Here is a 17,135-nt window from a genome sequence, read left to right as displayed (position 1 = left end):
TTTCGCCTCATGCGCGATAAAAAGTGGTTAGCGCGGCTTTAAGTATATGACAGGCGGGGCTGACGGGCGGCACGGGTCTCATCGAGGCGCTTGGCCGGGGCCAGATAGGGCGCGCCCTTGAAGCGGGCCACGTCGCCCGATTTCGCGGCCTCAGCCAGGGCACGCAGTACGGCGATGAAGCCGTCCAGTTCGTCCTTGGATTCGGTTTCGGTCGGTTCGATCAGCATGGCGCCATGGACGACCAGCGGGAAGTACATGGTCATCGGGTGGAAGCCCTCGTCGATCATCGCCTTGGCGAAATCGAGCGTGGTCACGTCCGTGCCTTCCAGCCAGGCGTCGTCAAAAAGGGCTTCGTGCATGCACGGCCCCTCAGGGAACGGCACGCTCATCAAATCCTGCAAGGAGGCCTTGATATAGTTAGCGTTGAGCACGGCGTCTTCGGCGACCTGCTTGAGACCATCCGAACCGTGGCTCAGCATGTAGGTGAGCGCGCGGATGAACATGCCCATCTGGCCGTGGAAGGCGCACATACGGCCGAAGTTCTTGGCCGATACACCTTCATCATGCTCGACCAGATCGAACCCCGAACCGTGGGAAACCACCCAGGGCTTGGGCGCGAAAGGTGCCAGAGCTTCAGACAGCACCACCGGACCGGCGCCCGGACCGCCGCCGCCGTGGGGCGTCGAGAAGGTCTTGTGCAGGTTGATGTGCATGGCGTCGACACCAAGATCACCCGGACGAACGCGCCCGACAATGGCGTTGAAGTTGGCGCCGTCGCAGTAGAAATAGGCGCCGGCTTCATGGGTGACGCGGGCGATCTCGACGATATCGCGCTCGAACAGGCCGCAGGTATTGGGATTGGTCACCATGATGGCAGCGACGTCCGGTCCCAGCTTGGAGGCGAGGTCGGCGACATCGACGCGGCCGTCGGTTGTCTGGGCCACTTCCTTGACAGTGTAGCCGACGAAGGCGGCTGTGGCGGGGTTGGTGCCGTGGGCGGAGGTTGGGACCAGCACCGTGCGGCGATGCCCCTGCCCCTTAGCTTCGTGGGCCGCCTTGATGGCCAGCAGGCCGCACAGCTCGCCGTGGGCGCCGGCCTTGGGCGTCATGGCGACGGCCGGCATACCGGTCAGGACTTTCAGCCAATGCGCCAGTGTATCCATCAGCGCCAGTGCGCCCTGCACGGTCGACACCGGTTGCAACGGGTGGATATCGCCGAGGCCCGCCACGCGCGCCATCTTCTCATTAAGGCGCGGATTGTGCTTCATGGTGCACGAGCCGAGCGGATAGAGCGCCAGGTCGATGGCGTGGTTCTTCTGCGACAGGCGCACATAGTGGCGCATGGCTTCCGGCTCGGTCAGGCCGGGTAGAGACAGGTCGTCACGCAGCAAGCCATCGAGGTCGGACGCATCAAGGGCGATGTCGGCGAAATCGACGCCGGTGCGGCTGTAATCGTCTTTTTCAAAGATCAGCTTTTCGGATTGCAACAGGCCCTTGCCGCCGAGCAGCGACTTGAACGAGGTGGCCTCTACGTTGATTTCAGGGGCGCTTGGGCGACCAACGGAATTCATAGTCATTGGGCGACCTCCTTAAGCGTGGCGACAAGGGTAGCGATATCGGCGTCCGAAACAGTTTCGGTGACGGCGATGATCAGGTGGTTCTCAAAACCCGGCTCGTTTTGCAGGCGGGCGAACGGCACGCCGCCCAGCACATTCTTCGCCGCCAGGGCTTCCACCACCGCGACGGCAGGTTTTGCCAGCTTCACCGTGAATTCATTGAAGAAACGCGGTGTGACCACCTCAAAACCAGCGGCAACCAGTTGATCTTTCGCCGCGTGGGCCTTGGCGTAATTGATCCTGGCCACGCGTTGCAGGCCGGTCTGACCGAGCAGGCTCATGTGGATTGAAAACGCCAGCGCGCAAAGACCTGAATTGGTACAGATATTCGAGGTCGCCTTGTCGCGGCGGATATGCTGCTCGCGGGTGGAAAGGGTCAGCACGAAACCGCGTTCGCCATCGGCATCGACGGTCTCGCCGCACAGGCGGCCGGGAAGCTGGCGCAGGTACTTTTCCCTGGCGGCGAAAAGCCCGACATAGGGACCGCCGTAGGACAGCGGCACGCCAATCGACTGGCCTTCGACGGCCACGACATCGGCGCCCATTTCACCGGGCGATTTCAGCAGGCCGAGTGACATGACCTCGGTGACAACCACGATCAGCAGCGCGCCGGCGGCCTGCGCGGCCCTGGCGATCTCGGTGACATCGGTGGCCGTACCGAAAACGTTCGGCGTCTGGACCACGACGCAGGCCGTGTTGGCATCGATATGTTGCAGCACGTCGGCTTCGTTATCGACGGCGACGGCGCAGGCTTCGGTCTCGATACCAACGGCGTGCGCCAGGGTCTCGACCGTTTCACGGTAGTGCGGGTGCAGGCCGCCGGAGAGCACGGCCTTGTTACGCTTGGTCACGCGGGTCGCCATCAGCACGCCTTCGGCGGCGGCGGTCGAACCGTCATACAGCGAGGCATTGGCCACGGGCATCCCGGTCAGGCGGGCCACCTGGCTCTGGAACTCGAACAGCACCTGCAGGGTGCCTTGCGCGATTTCCGGCTGATAGGGCGTATAGCTGGTCAGGAATTCCGAGCGCTGGATGATGTGATCGACCGTCGCCGGGATATGGTGGCGATAGGCGCCGGCGCCGACAAAGAACGGCACCTTGGCCGGGCTGACGTTCTGGGCGGCGAAGGCGTTCAGTTGCGCCTCCACTTCCAGTTCGCCGGCGAACTTCGGCAGATCGACCGTGCCCGAGCGGCGTGCCGATTGCGGCACATCGACGAACAGGGCATCGACGCTGTCGACGCCGATCTTTTCCAGCATGGCGGCGCGGTCGCCGGTACTTAAGGGGAGATATCTCATTGTAAATTCCTACCAAATATACGCTTTGGTCAAGTTTTCCCCCTCGCCCCGTTTACGGGGAGAGGGCTGGGGTGAGGGGCTTTTGCAAGCTTGGCAACCGCCCCTCCTCCGGCCTTGCGGCTACCTTCTCCCCGCAAGAAGCGGGGCGAAGGGAAGAACGGCAAGTTTAATTAAAGAGTCGCCAGATAGGCTTCGTAAGCGGCGCGATCCATCAGGCCATCGAGTTCCGAGGCATCGGCCAGCCTGATCTTGGCGATCCAGCCGCCGGCTTCCGGCACGGCATTGATGGTTTCCGGCGCGCCCGTCAGCTCGGTATTGGCTTCGATTACTTCGCCCGATACCGGTGCATAAACGTCCGACGCCGCCTTGACGCTCTCGACCACAGCGAAGCTGTCGCCCTTTTTCAGCACCTTGCCGACGTCCGGCACTTCGACGAACACGACGTCACCGAGCGCTTCGGCGGCATACAGCGTGATGCCGACAAAGGCTTCGTTGCCGGTGACATTGACCCATTCGTGGTCTTTGGTGAATTTCATGATCTTAACCTTTCGGCTTGCGGTGATAGCCGTTGGCAACGAACGGCAATGAGACGATTTCGGCGGCATAAGGCTTGCCGCGGGTTTCCAGTTTCAGCTTCGTGCCGATAGCCGATGACGCCGGCGGCACATAGCCCATGGCGATTGAATAGCCAAGGCTTGGCGACGGTACGCCGGAGGTGACCACGCCCAGTTCGGCGCCCTCTTCGCTGAGGATCTTGGCGCCTTCACGGGCTGGCGGGCCTTCAAGCACGCGGATAGCGACACGAACGCGTTCCAGCGCGCCGTCGAGTTGGGCTTTCAGGCGGTCGATGCCCTTGATATCGCCGCGCGCCAGACGCGACTTGTTCATAGCGAAGCCGAGATTGGCCTCGGCCAGGGTATAGCCGGCATCCATTTCATGACCATAGAGCGGCATACCGGCTTCCAGGCGCAGGCTGTCGCGCGCCCCCAGACCGATCGGGCGGACATGCGGATTGCTGAGCAGTTCGTCCCATAGGTCGCCGACGCGCGCGGCCGGGAAGCTGATCTCGAACCCATCCTCGCCGGTATAGCCGGAGCGCGAGATATAGGCGACCTCCTCCAGAAGTTGGAAGGTGCCACATTCCATGAAATACATTTCGCAGGCCGCCGGACACAGTTCCATCATCACGTCCTTGGCCTTGGGGCCTTGCAACGCCAGCAGGGCGCGGTCTGTCATGACATGAAATTCGACATCATCGCCGGTTTCATCTTCCGCAATGATATCGCAAATAGTCTCAAAATCCTCTTCCTTACAGGCGGCATTGACCACCAGCATGAAGCCCTCGGCTTCGGGACGCGACACCATCCAGTCGTCAAGGATGCCGCCCTCGTCATCAAGCAGTAGTGAATACTTCTGCTTACCCTGAGCGAGAATAGAAAAGTCAGTAGGTGTGCGGGCTTCCAGCACGGCGACGGCACCTGGACCGCTCAGTCGCGCCTGGCCCATATGCGACACGTCGAACAGGCCGGCCTCGGCGCGGGTCCATTTGTGTTCGGCCAGTACGCCCTCATACTTGACCGGCATATTGTAGCCGGCGAAGGGCACCATCTGGCCGCCGAGCGCAACATGGCGGTCGAATAAGGGCGTGAATTGCAAATTGGAGTCGGAGTCGGACATATGGCTTCACTCAAAACAGGGGTGACGGTTCGGTCGTTCTGCGCCCCCGCTGTCCTTTTGACCTGAGAGATTTAGGCGCTATTTACGCCGTTGCTCCGTCGGTGGGATGTCGAGCATCCACTTTCCAGCGTTTGAGTTATCCTACGGTCCGTGAGCCTGAGCGTTTCCGGGGCGGTTGCGCCTTCGGCGGTGTAACCGAAGCTACACTCTCTCCCGTAGGGGTGTTTCGCTTGTGCGTTAGGCCGGATTAAGAGTCAAGACGTAAGAATACAAACTATCTATCCCCACTTCACTAGCTGTGAATGGCCTTAAGTGGACAGCTGTGTAACTGACAGAATTAGCCCTTGCGCGTTTTATCGAATCGCGCACCTATAACCTTTCTCTCTTCACATGAACTCCTTGATTTTTTAAGCAGGAGTCTGTCATGAATTTGAGTGTTCCCCCTGAAAACGAAAAAAACCATGTAACTATCGGCTTTGGCAGGTGGTTCCAGGGAATGGCTAATGGAAAATACGCGATTAATGCACTGGTTTTGATAGCCGCAATGGCTTTTGGGACCATACTCGTTTGGAAACTGCTCGGCTAATGCAGCCAATGCACCAGCCAGAACACCAACAACGCCGCAATCCCGATTACCAGTCCGGCCAGAACCAGCATCACCGTCAGGCTGGTCAGTTTTTGCGTCAGGGGTATCGGCTCGTAACTATAGGCATCCGCCGGCCAGACCTTGCTTTTCGCCAGCGCCTTCAGTTCGCCGACGGTAAAATCGCGATAAACCAGGCACTTATCCGGCCACAGCCACCAGAACGGCGACACCTTCTGTTCCGCTGGCGGCTTCACGCCGTGGATGGCCAGCAGGGTCATCATGTCGTCGATATAGAAGTCGGTCTCGGCATCGCCATCGAGATCGTCCAGCAGATAGGCGTCATCGCCCTTCGCCTCGAACGCCGCCAGACATTCCGGGCTGAGGCGCGCTTCCAGCAGGTCATGCAGACCTTTCTCGAACGATTTAACCATTATTGACGATCAGCCTCAAATGACCCTTTTCGCGCAGTTCCGGCGGATCGTAAACCTCCGGCCGCGTCACTTTTTCGCTACGGCCGAGGAAACGCTGCTTGTATTTCGCCATTTCCGGCAAGAGCGACGCCTCCAGATGGTGGGTTTGGATTTCGACACAGTGATCGGCGATACGTTCGATCTGGCGATTATGATAGCGCCCCGGCGGCGTGACAAGCACCAGTTTCTTCTTCGGAAAACGTTCCTTGAGATACCGCGCCGTGGCGGCGTGATCGCCATCGGCCGTCACCAGGTAACAGACATCGAACAGGTCATCCTCGGCATCGGCGGCAATGGACAGCGCCAGATTGACATCCCCCTGTTTTTCAACGGAAATATGCCATTTGTGGCCGCAACTATTGCAGCTATCCAGCGAATGGATGAAGTGCCCCATGCGGCAAATCACACCCTGCCCTTCCAGCGCCTTGCGGTAATCCTCGTGGCGTTGCAGCTTCGAGCGGTTGGTCGGCGAGACGGCCGAGCACCACACCACGCGCTTGACCTCCTCGGATTTCGGCGCGATGGCGCGGCCCAGCGCTTTCAGATTCAGCCATTTGAGATAGGGGCGTTTGTAGGCGTCGACGGCGTGGTAAAGGTTGAAGCCGTCATAATAGAAGGCGGCGCGCTTGCGAAAAAACGGCCATGACCACCCGCCTCCCGAACCTGTCTCCCGCCCTTTAGACATACTCAAGCCCACCCATTAACGTCTTGGTAACAATAAACCTCAGTTACGGGCGTTTGTCAGCAGGTTTTGTTATGGCGGGATTTTAAGGAAGTCAGAAACCCCACCACCACGCCTCAAGCGAGGCGCGGTCCCCCTCCCCGGCATAGCCGGGGAGGTATAGGTAGAGCGATACTTTTCTTGTACCTCCCCACCTTTGGTGGGGAGGGGGACCGACGTGCTCTTGCACGTTGGTGGTGGGGTTTCTTTCTTAAATCACATCTGCTCTGGCGCGCTCAGGCCCATCAGGTCAAGGCCCAATTCGAGCTGGCGCAGGGTCAGGCTGACCAGCCCCAGCCGCGACGCCTTCAGCACCGCATCCTCGCCCACGAGCACCGGGCAATTGGCGTAGAACTTCGAGAAGCCTTGCGCCAACCGATAAACGTGATCGGCCAGGATATTTGGCGCGCGCTTGAGGTAGGTTTCCTTCAGCGCATTATCGAAGCCATCGAGCAGCAGCACCAGTTCGCGTTCCGCCGGTTCGGTCACGGTGATCTCACCGGAGGCCAGCCCCTGCTCGCCGGCCTTGCGCAGGATCGATTTCATCCGCACCGCCTGATAGAGCAGGTACGGCCCGGTCTTGCCCTCAAAGCTCATGAAGCGATCGAGATCGAAAATGTAGTTAGTCAGGCGGTGATTGCTCAGTTCGGCGAATTTAAGCGCCGCCACGGCCACCTTATGTGCGGTATCGGCAAAGGCGGCTTCCGAAAGTCCCTCGCCTAAGCCCGCCTCATGCAGGCGCGCATTGGCCTTCTCGACCGCTTGCGAGATCAGGTCATGCAGCTTGAGTGTACCGCCGTCGCGGGTCTTGAACGGCTTGCCATCGGCGCCGTTGACCGTGCCGTTGGCGGCGTGTTCGAGGTGGCCTTCTTCGGCATAGCCCGCCAGATAGGCGGCGCGGAAGACCTGCTCGAAATGGTCGGACTGGCGCTGATCGACAATATAGAGCGTCAAATCGGGCTGATATTCGGTCTTCCGCTGAACGATGGTCGCCAGGTCGGTCGTGCCGTACATCGACGAGCCTTCGGAGGACACGACCAGCAAAGGCGGCACGTCCTTCTTGTCATCGTCCCTGGCCACGCGAACAATCTGCGCGCCCTGGTCGGCTTCGAGCAGCCCCTTGGTTTTCAGGTCGGCAATCATGCCCTCGATATAGGGATCGGCATCGCTTTCGCCCTTCCACCAATCGAAGGTCACGCCAAGTGCGCCGTAATCGCGGATCAGGGCTTCGCGGCTGACCTTGACGAAATGCGACCACAGGGCGCGATAGCCTTTTCGGCCTTGCTGGAGTTCGCGGGTGGCGGCCTTGGCGCGGTTGCGATAGGCTTCATCCTCCTTGCCCTTGTTGGAGGCATAGGGGTAAAGCCGCTCCAGGTCTTCCAGCGTGACCGGCGCTGTCGTCGGATAGTCGCCGGTGAAGGCGTCGTCGAAATAGGGCAAGCCCGGCTGTTCATCGGAAACCGCCGTGATGAGCAGGCCCATCTGGTAGCCCCAGTCGCCGAAATGGGCGTCGCCCATCACCTCGTCGCCCAGAAAACGCAAGATGCGCTTGAGCGATTCGCCGATTACCGCCGTGCGCAGGTGGCCGACGTGCATCGGCTTGGCGACATTCGGCCCGCCAAAATCGATGATCACCTTACGAGCGTCCGCCACTTTCGGCGCACCCAAGCGCGTATCGGCCATCAGTGCATTGGCGCGACCGCTCAGGGCTTTTTCGGCCAGCACGAAATTGAGAAAGCCGGGACCGGCGATTTCCACCCCCTTCAGGCGGGCATCATCGGCAAAATACGAAACAATCTTGCCGGCCACTTCACGCGGATTGGCCTTGGCGGCCTTGGCCACAGCCAGCGCGCCATTGCACTGGAAATCGGCCAAATCCGGGCGGTCCGAAGCATTCACACGGCCGGCCGAGGCATCGAAGCCTTCCGCCACAAAGGCAGAGGCCGCGCTGTTGCTCAGTTGAGTCTTGAAGTCGTGGGAATCGATGAAGGATTCGGTAAAGGCAGGCATGGGATTATCCGGGAGGTAAATTCACCGCCCTCTTAAGCCACATGTCCCTTGCAAGACAAGAACCTTATTCGGCCGGCTTCTTCTCAACAGGCGAGACATAGCGGAAATGCTTGCCCTCGCGGTTGAACTCGGCCATTTTCGGCGTCACATCAAAGCCGATCAGGACTTCGAAATTCGAGCCGGAAACCGTGATGTCCTTGCGCGGAATATAGATGCCTTCCAGGCGCGTATTGACGTCGATCTTCTGCTGCCCTTCGGCAAAAGTTACCGGCAGTTCGAATTCCTGCTTGGCCAGTACGGTCTTGTCGCGCTCGGTGACGGCGATCCAATAGTGGTAAACGTTGGTCTGGCCTTCCGCCTGCGGTCCGCGACCGAGCGAGAAGCTGACATCCATACCGACCTGGATCGGATCGGTGCCGGTATAGGCGCATTCTGACTGGATGCCATTGATTTCGCCGGTCCACATGGCGGCGGCGGTCGTCTGAACGTCATTCTTGAACTGGTGATAGCGCGCCGCGTCGTAAAGCACCTTCACATAAGGGCACGGCCCTTCGGCCTTGAGCTTCTTGAGGTTCAGCGAGCGGTTGCCCCATTCCTCGTCCTTCTTTTCACGGTCGGCCGCCGTCTGCTGGTCGTCTCCCTGGTCCTGACCACCCCGGCCACGGCTCTGCGCCGAGGCAAGGCTCGCCAGACCGGCACTCAGGAACACACCCAGGCAAACCCCGGCCAGAATACGGCGCATAACAACTGACATAGGCGTGAAGATCCCCAATAACGAATACATGGTGTGCGAGGCGGCATCAGGCGAAGCGCATCGTTTGAGGATGTGTAGCGCCTTGATATCACTTTTCAAAGGGTTTTATGGAGCACTTGCGGCCAAAGTGCGGCGGAAGACCTTCGCGCGTGTTATCTCTATTTTGCCCTCAAGCCGGGCGGGCTTCCCCGCATCAGGCTCGGGCGGGCGCTTGCCCTTGCCAACGATTGCTCTGCAATAGTTGGAGAGACGTATTCCCAAATCCGCCGAAAATGCTTATGTGAAGGCCATGAACGCCCCTCTCCCCCCTTTGGCCCTGCCCCTAAAGGTCTATCTCGCCACGCCGCGCGGCTTTTGCGCCGGCGTCGATCGCGCCATCCAGATCGTCGAACGCGCCATCGAGCGTTATGGCGCCCCGGTCTATGTCCGCCACGAGATCGTGCACAACAAGCATGTGGTGGATCGCCTGAAAGGCCTGGGCGCGGTGTTCGTCAAGGAACTGGATCAGTGCCCGCCGGATCGCCCGGTGGTTTTCTCGGCGCACGGCGTGCCAAAATCGGTGCCAGCCGATGCGCAGAACCGGCAGATGTTCTACCTCGACGCCACCTGTCCGCTCGTTTCCAAGGTCCACGTCGAGGCCGAGCGTCACCATAGTGAAGGCCGCGAAATCATCCTGATCGGCCATGCCGGTCATCCGGAAGTCATCGGCACAATGGGCCAGTTGCCCGCAGGGGCCGTAAAGCTGATCGAAACCGTCGAACAGGCGCGCGCATTTATCCCCGTCGATCCCGACAATCTCGCCTTCGTCACCCAGACCACGCTTTCGGTTGACGATACGGCGGAGATCGTCGGCGCCCTGCAAGCCCGTTTCCCGTCCATCGCCGTGCCGCACAAGGAAGACATCTGCTACGCCACCACCAATCGCCAGGATGCCGTCAAGCAGGTGTCGGCCGATTGCGACCTGGTGCTGGTGATCGGTTCGGCCAAGTCATCCAATTCGCAGCGTCTGGTCGAGGTCGCCCTGCGCGCCGGGGCGAAAGCCGCTTATCTGGTCGATGACGCCAGCCACGTCGATTGGGCATGGTTCGATGAGGTGAAGGTGCTGGGCATTTCCGCCGGGGCCTCGGCGCCGGAAGACCTGATCAGTGGTTTGGTCGCGGCGGTGGCGGCGCGTTTCGATGCCGAAATCATCGAGAACAACGGCATCAGGGAAACGGTCACATTCAAGCTACCCAAGGCTTTGACAGACGCCTGAGCGGGGGCACAGCCCCTGCACCCATAACTCGACAGCGCTTGTCTATTCCACCCGACTCGCCGATAAGCCCTTATGACCGAACGCACCCACGTCATTCTCTACACAGACGGCGCCTGCAAGGGCAATCCCGGCCCCGGGGGCTGGGGCTGCATCCTGATGTCGGGCCTGCACGAGAAAGAACTCTACGGCTACGATCCGCAGACCACCAACAACCGCATGGAACTGATGGCGGCCATCGCCGGCCTCGAAGCGCTGAAAAAGCCTTGCGACGTCAAGCTCTATATCGACAGCCAGTACGTGCTGAAGGGCATGACCGAGTGGATCAGGGGTTGGAAGGCCCGCGGCTGGAAAACCGCCGACAAGAAGCCGGTGAAGAACGACGACCTGTGGATGCGCCTCGATACCGCCTGCCAGCCACACAAGATCAAGTGGATCTGGGTCAAGGGTCACGCCGGCAATGAAATGAACGAGCGCGCCGACCAACTCGCCAACAAGGGCATCGAAGAAGCCCGTGCACGGATTTAGGGCCGATCTGGTCAGGTCAACTATATTTTCCATTCTTTAACCTCCGTTAGCCCTGCCGTGACATAATCCCCGACGACAGAATGTCGCCGTGAGCAAACGGAGGTTCAGGAATGAACTCCATAAACACCAATATCGGGGCCATGATCGCCCTGCAAAATCTGAACGCCATAAACGCCGAGCTTCAGACGACGCAGAACCGTATCTCCACGGGCCTGAAGGTCGCCAGCGCCAAGGATGACGGCGCCACCTGGGCCATCGCCCAACAGCAACGCTCAACCGTTTCCTCGCTCGACGCCGTAAAGCAATCCCTGTCACGCAATTCATCGGTGATCGATGTCGCTCTGACAGCTGGGGAATCCGTGTCCGACCTGCTCACACAACTTCGGGAACGCGCCCTGGAGGCTTCTGACACCTCGCTCGATTCCACGGCCCGCAGCGCCCTGAATGACGACTTCATCGCCATCCGCAACCAGATCACCAAGACCCTGGCCAATGCCGGCTTCAACGGCATCAACCTGCTCAATGGCTCCAAATCGTCGATCGCCGCCCTGGCCAATGCGGAAGGCACCAGCCGTCTCACCGTGGACGCGCAGAACATGTCGCTCGGCGGCACGATCATAACCTTGAGCGCAAGCGCCGCCCTCTCGACAGCCACCGCGGCGGCAAGCCTGCTCTCCACGCTCGACGACTCGATCAACAATGTGTCCATCGCCCTGGGCCGGCTCGGCACCTCGTCGAAGTCCCTGGACACGCATCTGACCTTCATCGGCAAGCTTCAGGACACGATCACCGCCGGTATTGGCAACCTGGTCGATGCCGATCTGGCGAAAGAGAGCGCCAGGCTCCAGGCCCTTCAGGTCAGGCAACAACTCGCCATTCAGATGCTGTCCATCACCACACAGTCCCAATCGTGGGTTCTCAGCCTCTTCCGCTAATCGCCGAAATCGAAGATATCGCCGAAGTCGAAACCCTTCTTTTTCTTTTTGTGGCCATGCGCGAAATCACGTCCTTCATAACGATGATCGTCATCATCCCGCCGGTAGGCCGGCGCGCGCGGTTGAGATGGCGGCGGCAAGGGAATTTCCCGGTCTTCCTTCGATAAGGCGATCAGCTTTTCCAGTTCGCCGCGATCCAGCCACACGCCCTGACACTGCGTACAGATATCGATCAGGATGCCTTCACGGATGACTTCACGGAATGATCCCTTGCAAACAGGACAGATCAAGGCGGACATGGGCGCTCCTTCCAATTACACAATCCTCCTGACATGGAACTGTGAAAAGCAAAGTCAATAGATGCGCCTTAGATCGCCTTCATATCTCGTTTGAAACGCCGCCAGTTGCGGACATAATGCGCCGCCGAATGGGTCAGTTTGCCAATCTGCTCCGGCGTCAGTTCTCGCGCCACTCGCGCCGGCTGGCCGATTAACAATACGCCGTCGGGATATTCTTTCCCCTCCGGCACCAATGCTCCCGCGCCAACGATGGTGTTCTTGCCGATCTTCGCCCGCGCCAGAATAACCGCGCCGATGCCGATCAGGCTGTTGTCGCCGATCTCGCAACTGTGAATCATCGCCTTGTGGCCGACCGTCACGTCATTGCCAATGGTCAGCGGCAGGCCGTTGTCGGAATGCAGCACGGCCCCGTCCTGGATATTGCTGCGGGCGCCGATGGTGACAGGATCGTTGTCGCCACGCACCACCGCGCAAAACCACACGCTGGCGTCCTCGCCCAGGGTCACATCACCGATGATATCGGCCGACGGCGCGATCCAGCAACGGTCTTCCGCCGGCAGTTTCGGTGCTTTTTCACCTAATTTGTACAGGGCCATGAACGCCTCCGCTTCCAATTGTTGATTATGACGCATTTGCGAAATTATTGAAAGTGAACGACGCCATTAAGATATCGCTAACCATCCTCAGCGAATCTGATAGCGTCGGTTACAGGTAAGGGAATCAGTGCTCCCTTTTCCCACAATCGGCATCACACTTAAGGTTCTAGCCTTAGAGGTAATACGTGGCAATCCGGGTAGCGTTCTCGTCCCTTGCTTCTCCACCGCCCCCAAATGGCGATGGCGCTTCTTCTGGCTGCTGCCGAATGTCCTCCCCCAGCGCGTATCCCGTACACAAAGGCGAGCCTCTTTTGGCGTCGCCTTTTTTCATGTTCTTTTTTAAGGAGCCATCATGACCAAGCGAGCCGCAAAACGTTTCCTGCGCGAAGGCAATCTGGATGCGGAGCAATTCGCCCCCGACACGAAAGTGCGTCGGCTGAATGTTCATGGCGCCGGCATCAACGGCGGCTGGTCTCCCAATGGCTCCGCCAACGAAGACCGCGACCAGTCCTATGTCAAAACCATCAAGCCGAAATCCGAAGGCCAGGCCGCGCTGATGGCCGCCATCGATGAGAAAAACCTCGTCCTGGCGCTTGGGCCAGCAGGCACGGGCAAGACCTACCTCGCCATCGCCAAGGCCGTCGAGGCGCTGGAAGCCGGCAAGGTCGGCCGCATCGTTCTCTCGCGTCCGGCCGTCGAAGCCGGGGAATCGATCGGCTTCCTGCCTGGCGACATGGAGGACAAGCTGGCGCCTTATCTGCGCCCGCTTTACGACGCCCTCACCGACCGGATCAGCATGAAGCGCGTCAAGGCGCTGATGGCGGAAGGCCTGATCGAGATCGCGCCGGTCGGCTACATGCGCGGCCGTACGCTCAACAATGCCTTCGTGGTTATCGACGAGGCCCAGAACTGCACCTATGTCCAGCTCAAGATGCTGCTGACCCGCCTCGGCTGGAATTCGACCATGGTCGTGACCGGCGATCCGGCGCAGAGCGACCTTCTTCCCGGTATTTCCGGCCTGGGCGATGTCGCGGATCGTTTCGAGGCGGTCGAGACCATCAAGGTGGTCCGCCTGAAGGACAAGGATATCGTGCGTCACCCCCTCGTGGCGCAGATGCTGGGCGTGCTGTAGGCGCAGAAACGACGCTCAAACGCGAAACGGCGGGTCTCACGGCCCGCCGTTTTTATGCACGACATGAAACAAGCGGCGAGGTCACCCTCGCCGCTTCCCTCATAGTCAATCCGTCAGAACTTAGAAATCCTTCGAGATGTTCAGGTAGAACTGACGGCCGATCAGGCCGCTGTAGTATTGGCTGGAGAACGGATAGTTGCCGAGTCGGCTGGCAGAACCCGAATAAAGGCCGTCACCAATTTCCGGCGCGTTCTCGTCAAGCACATTGTTGACGCCAATAATGAACTCATAAGTCTTGGCGCGATAACGGAATTCCAGATCATGCGTCACAAACGGAGGGGTCGCGGCGGCGTAAGTATATGTCTGAGTCGCATTGGTTCCGGTTTCACCATAGAAGCCCAGATTGCTTGAGGCGCCTGTATAGTTAAACGTCCATGCCACAGTCCAGTCCTTATGGGTGAACTTGGTCTGGACATTACCAACCCAACTTGGATTGCCGATTGTTCCCACATAATCAATGATCGTGGCGCCGGCATATGACTGGCTCTTGTAGTACTTGTACCAGCTAAATTGCGCATCCGAAGTCAGCTTGCCGAAGTTGAACTCATGCTCATAGCTGGCAGTGAAGTCGATGCCTGCGGTCGATTCGGTCGGAATGTTACGATAGCTGCCGTCGATATCGAGGATCGCATTAAAGGTCGTGGAAGCCGGGTCCAGATCGCGCGTGAAATTATCACAATAACCAGGTTGCGAACGGAATTCCGGACTGTTGTAACAGGCGCCGATAACAGCCACGCCATTGGAGGCGATTTCGTCGCTGATTTTGGTCTTCCACACGTCCATGGCAAACTTGAAGCCTGTATTCGGCGGCGTCAGCACAAAGCCGAGCGTCGTCGCGTAAGAGGTTTCAGGCTTGAGGTCGAGACCGCCACCGGTTGTGATGACAGCCGATCCATAAGTCGGATAATAATCCCCCTCGACGCCATCAGCGAGACAGTTGGCGCGAACCGTGGAATTGACCTTATACTCGCCGTCAGCGCCCTTATCATCATAGCGGATACAGGGGTCGACACTGGTTTGAGACAGGTAACCGGTCTGGTCATTCAGGTATAGCTCATAGAGCGCCGGTGCACGGAAGGATGTGCCGGCCGTGCCGCGGACACGGAAGATATTATCGACCGCCCAGTTGAAACCGGCCTTATAGGTCGTGGCGTCGCCGACACTCTTATAATCACTGTAACGGCCGGAAAGGCTGAGCGTCAGGTCTTCAAAGAGGAACTTGCCACGCACGATCGGCACTTCCAGTTCGCCGTAGACTTCGGACAGGCGATCCGTGCCCTTGGTAATACCCGAAGACGAGCGGTTGTATGAATTACCGCTGCGCGACAACTCACCCGGCACGTCATTGATCCTGTCTTCGCGGAAGCTGATGCCGAAAGCGCCGCCGAGCGCGCCGGCCGGCAGTTGCATGATATCGCCTGTCGCCGTGGCTTCCGCCGTCAACTGACTGTAATCCGTCCGGCCGTGATCAACCGTGAAGTAATAAGCATTTTCCGCGTCGGTCAGCTTGCCTTCGAGCAAGGCTTCCGGCGTAAACAGATTAAGCGGCACGCAACCCGCCGGCGCACCGGCGCCGCATTCATCTATGAATTCAAAGGTATTCTGATCAAAACCGGTGCCCCAGTTTACACGGTCCGCATAGGTCGCAGACTCGTCATACTTGCCGACACTTTTTGAATAGGACACGTAGGCGTCCCAGTTCCACGAAGACAATGTGCCGCGAACGCCGCCGAGTGCACGACCAAGATTGACTTCCTGCGATGAGAAGTTTTCATGTAGGGCGATAGGCTGGAGATAAGGGATGCCCAGCGGATTGACGCTCGACGCATAAGAATAATACGGGAAGAGCTGACCCCAGGCAATCTGGGAGGACTCACGACGGCCGAACATCAGTTCCGTGTAGAGTTCAGCGCCGCCTAACCAGTCAGGACGATACTGGCCCTGCGCAAAAAGCGACATACGCTTCACCGGCGAAATAGCGGTAGCCGTCAACGCCGCCGGCGGATTGTCATGCTCATAGACCACGGTCGCCCCTGTGCCGTCATAGGTTATGTAGTCCGGAATGTCGAAATGCTGGCCGAGCGGATCTGTCGGATCATAAACAGCGCCGGGATTGGCGCCCTTGTGATAGAAATAGATTCCCTGGAATTCAGCCGTCTGGTTGCCATCATTATCAAAAATGGGGCTGTTAACAAAGTAGTTGTCATAGATCGAACCGCCAAAAACACCTTTGGCGTTGTAGCACTTGATCTGACCGGTATCCGGATCAATGCGGTCGGCGCGCGAACCGTCTGCCTTATAGCGTAACAATTGCGGACAGGACAGACCGGGGCGATCCGCCAGCGTCAACGCTTTCTGCTCGTAATATTCACCCGAAATCAGAATGCTGCCCTTATCGAACGTTTTGCCATACATGGCCGAGGCGGCATAGCTGTCCGCCCCCTTCTCTTCGGACTTCAGGCCTGAGACTTCCATATGAAAGCCGTCATAGTTCTTCATCGTAATGACGTTTACGACACCGGCCACGGCGTCAGACCCGTAAATCGATGACGCGCCGTCCTTCAGGATTTCATAGCGCGCCACCATCGACTGCGGAATGAAGTTCAGGTCGACCGGACCTACTGTGCCGCCAACGCCGGCCGGCGGCATCCGGCGGCCGTTGATCAAAACGAGTGAGCGCTGTGCGCCAAGTCCACGCAATGACAGGGTATTGATACCATCGCCACCATCGACGATATAGCCGGTGAACGTATTGTTGACCTGGCCGGAACCGGCTGCGATCGACGAGCTTTGCAGAATTTGAGCGGCATTGATCATGCCGGACAGGCTGGATTTTTCAGCCGTGATGACCTGAACGGGGGCTGCCGAATTGAATTCCGACTTGCGGATGCGCGAGCCGGTCACGACGATTTCAGTGGTGGTGTCATCAGCCGGGGCCGCTTCAGGCGCGACTTCGGACGCGACGGGCGTCGCCGTAGAACCGTCAGTAGGCGGCGTGGTTTCCTGGGCGATGGCCGGCAGGCCCACTGCTAAGGTGGTCAGAATAGTGCCAGTCAGCAACCATTTGCGCGTCAAATTCGTCGATTTCGACATGAAAAACTCCATTGTGAAAGGACCTTCCGGGCCTGACTTGACACTATCTCGTCACAATTTCGACGCAATGCTAAAATGGTTTCATCCCAAACTTAAAACCGGTGTGTG

16 protein-coding genes and 2 riboswitches are annotated in these 17,135 nt (G+C 59.0%); of the genes, 5 read left to right on the top strand and 11 right to left on the bottom strand.

What is annotated here, in order from left to right; genetic code table 11:
- Positions 1 to 38: 38 nt before the first annotated feature.
- The 4 genes from gcvPB to gcvT all read right to left on the bottom strand — a co-directional run bounded on the left by gcvPB (position 39) and on the right by gcvT (position 4,591).
- On the bottom strand, positions 39 to 1,577 hold the full coding sequence (gcvPB, locus tag VL130_RS18085) for an aminomethyl-transferring glycine dehydrogenase subunit GcvPB (RefSeq protein WP_325365157.1): 1,539 nt from the start codon (positions 1,575 to 1,577) through the stop codon (positions 39 to 41).
- Positions 1,574 to 2,914 (bottom strand): aminomethyl-transferring glycine dehydrogenase subunit GcvPA, encoded by a 1,341-nt coding sequence (gcvPA, locus tag VL130_RS18080; protein ID WP_325365155.1) that lies wholly within the window; start codon positions 2,912 to 2,914, stop codon positions 1,574 to 1,576. Before gcvPA ends, gcvPB begins: the two co-directional genes overlap by 4 nt.
- A 170-nt stretch (positions 2,915 to 3,084) precedes the next feature.
- Complete coding sequence (gene gcvH, locus VL130_RS18075) at positions 3,085 to 3,450, bottom strand: glycine cleavage system protein GcvH (protein ID WP_325365153.1); 366 nt, start codon at positions 3,448 to 3,450, stop codon at positions 3,085 to 3,087.
- Between the two features lie 4 nt (positions 3,451 to 3,454).
- Positions 3,455 to 4,591 (bottom strand): glycine cleavage system aminomethyltransferase GcvT, encoded by a 1,137-nt coding sequence (gcvT, locus tag VL130_RS18070; protein WP_325365151.1) that lies wholly within the window; start codon positions 4,589 to 4,591, stop codon positions 3,455 to 3,457.
- 39 nt (positions 4,592 to 4,630) lie between these two features.
- Positions 4,631 to 4,725, bottom strand: a riboswitch (glycine riboswitch).
- A riboswitch (glycine riboswitch) is annotated at positions 4,726 to 4,817 on the bottom strand. It abuts the riboswitch before it with no gap.
- Between the two features lie 198 nt (positions 4,818 to 5,015).
- On the opposite strand from gcvT, the gene VL130_RS18065 reads away from it, so the two are divergent.
- Positions 5,016 to 5,177 carry a hypothetical protein gene (locus tag VL130_RS18065; RefSeq protein ID WP_325365149.1) on the top strand — a complete coding sequence of 54 codons (162 nt, stop codon included), beginning with the start codon at positions 5,016 to 5,018 and terminating at the stop codon, positions 5,175 to 5,177.
- On the opposite strand, the gene VL130_RS18060 is transcribed toward VL130_RS18065, so the two are convergent.
- The 4 genes from VL130_RS18060 to VL130_RS18045 all read right to left on the bottom strand — a co-directional run bounded on the left by VL130_RS18060 (position 5,174) and on the right by VL130_RS18045 (position 9,132).
- Positions 5,174 to 5,608 (bottom strand): hypothetical protein, encoded by a 435-nt coding sequence (locus VL130_RS18060; RefSeq protein ID WP_325365147.1) that lies wholly within the window; start codon positions 5,606 to 5,608, stop codon positions 5,174 to 5,176. The two genes, VL130_RS18065 and VL130_RS18060, sit on opposite strands and share 4 nt — an antisense overlap.
- Positions 5,601 to 6,332 carry an NYN domain-containing protein gene (locus VL130_RS18055; protein WP_325365145.1) on the bottom strand — a complete coding sequence of 244 codons (732 nt, stop codon included), beginning with the start codon at positions 6,330 to 6,332 and terminating at the stop codon, positions 5,601 to 5,603. Before VL130_RS18055 ends, VL130_RS18060 begins: the two co-directional genes overlap by 8 nt.
- Positions 6,333 to 6,584: 252 nt before the next feature.
- Complete coding sequence (gene argS / locus VL130_RS18050; protein WP_325365143.1) at positions 6,585 to 8,378, bottom strand: arginine--tRNA ligase; 1,794 nt, start codon at positions 8,376 to 8,378, stop codon at positions 6,585 to 6,587.
- Positions 8,379 to 8,442: 64 nt separating this feature from the next.
- Positions 8,443 to 9,132: a Tat pathway signal sequence domain protein gene (locus tag VL130_RS18045; protein WP_325365141.1), complete on the bottom strand. Its 690-nt coding sequence runs from the start codon at positions 9,130 to 9,132 to the stop codon at positions 8,443 to 8,445.
- A 289-nt stretch (positions 9,133 to 9,421) separates the two neighbouring features.
- On the opposite strand from VL130_RS18045, the gene ispH reads away from it, so the two are divergent.
- The 3 genes from ispH to VL130_RS18030 all read left to right on the top strand — a co-directional run bounded on the left by ispH (position 9,422) and on the right by VL130_RS18030 (position 11,847).
- Positions 9,422 to 10,387: a 4-hydroxy-3-methylbut-2-enyl diphosphate reductase gene (gene ispH, locus VL130_RS18040; RefSeq protein ID WP_325365139.1), complete on the top strand. Its 966-nt coding sequence runs from the start codon at positions 9,422 to 9,424 to the stop codon at positions 10,385 to 10,387.
- A gap of 72 nt (positions 10,388 to 10,459) precedes the next feature.
- Positions 10,460 to 10,912 carry a ribonuclease HI gene (gene rnhA, locus VL130_RS18035; protein ID WP_325365137.1) on the top strand — a complete coding sequence of 151 codons (453 nt, stop codon included), beginning with the start codon at positions 10,460 to 10,462 and terminating at the stop codon, positions 10,910 to 10,912.
- 110 nt (positions 10,913 to 11,022) lie between these two features.
- A complete protein-coding gene (locus VL130_RS18030) occupies positions 11,023 to 11,847 on the top strand; it encodes a flagellin (protein ID WP_325365135.1) in 825 nt (274 codons plus the stop codon).
- Here VL130_RS18030 and VL130_RS18025 read toward each other — a convergent pair.
- Both VL130_RS18025 and VL130_RS18020 read right to left on the bottom strand, forming a co-directional pair.
- A complete protein-coding gene (locus VL130_RS18025; protein WP_325365133.1) occupies positions 11,844 to 12,146 on the bottom strand; it encodes a zf-TFIIB domain-containing protein in 303 nt (100 codons plus the stop codon). The two genes, VL130_RS18030 and VL130_RS18025, sit on opposite strands and share 4 nt — an antisense overlap.
- A 68-nt stretch (positions 12,147 to 12,214) precedes the next feature.
- Positions 12,215 to 12,742 carry a gamma carbonic anhydrase family protein gene (locus tag VL130_RS18020; protein WP_325365131.1) on the bottom strand — a complete coding sequence of 176 codons (528 nt, stop codon included), beginning with the start codon at positions 12,740 to 12,742 and terminating at the stop codon, positions 12,215 to 12,217.
- Between the two features lie 352 nt (positions 12,743 to 13,094).
- On the opposite strand from VL130_RS18020, the gene VL130_RS18015 reads away from it, so the two are divergent.
- Positions 13,095 to 13,874: a PhoH family protein gene (locus tag VL130_RS18015; RefSeq protein ID WP_325365129.1), complete on the top strand. Its 780-nt coding sequence runs from the start codon at positions 13,095 to 13,097 to the stop codon at positions 13,872 to 13,874.
- Positions 13,875 to 13,994: 120 nt separating this feature from the next.
- Here VL130_RS18015 and VL130_RS18010 read toward each other — a convergent pair whose 3' ends face one another.
- Positions 13,995 to 17,027 carry a TonB-dependent receptor plug domain-containing protein gene (locus VL130_RS18010; protein WP_325365127.1) on the bottom strand — a complete coding sequence of 1,011 codons (3,033 nt, stop codon included), beginning with the start codon at positions 17,025 to 17,027 and terminating at the stop codon, positions 13,995 to 13,997.
- Positions 17,028 to 17,135: the final 108 nt, after the last annotated feature.

Source organism: Asticcacaulis sp. (genome assembly GCF_035497195.1).
Classification (GTDB): Bacteria; Pseudomonadota; Alphaproteobacteria; order Caulobacterales; family Caulobacteraceae; genus Asticcacaulis.
This window is presented reverse-complemented; position numbering and strand designations above follow the sequence as displayed.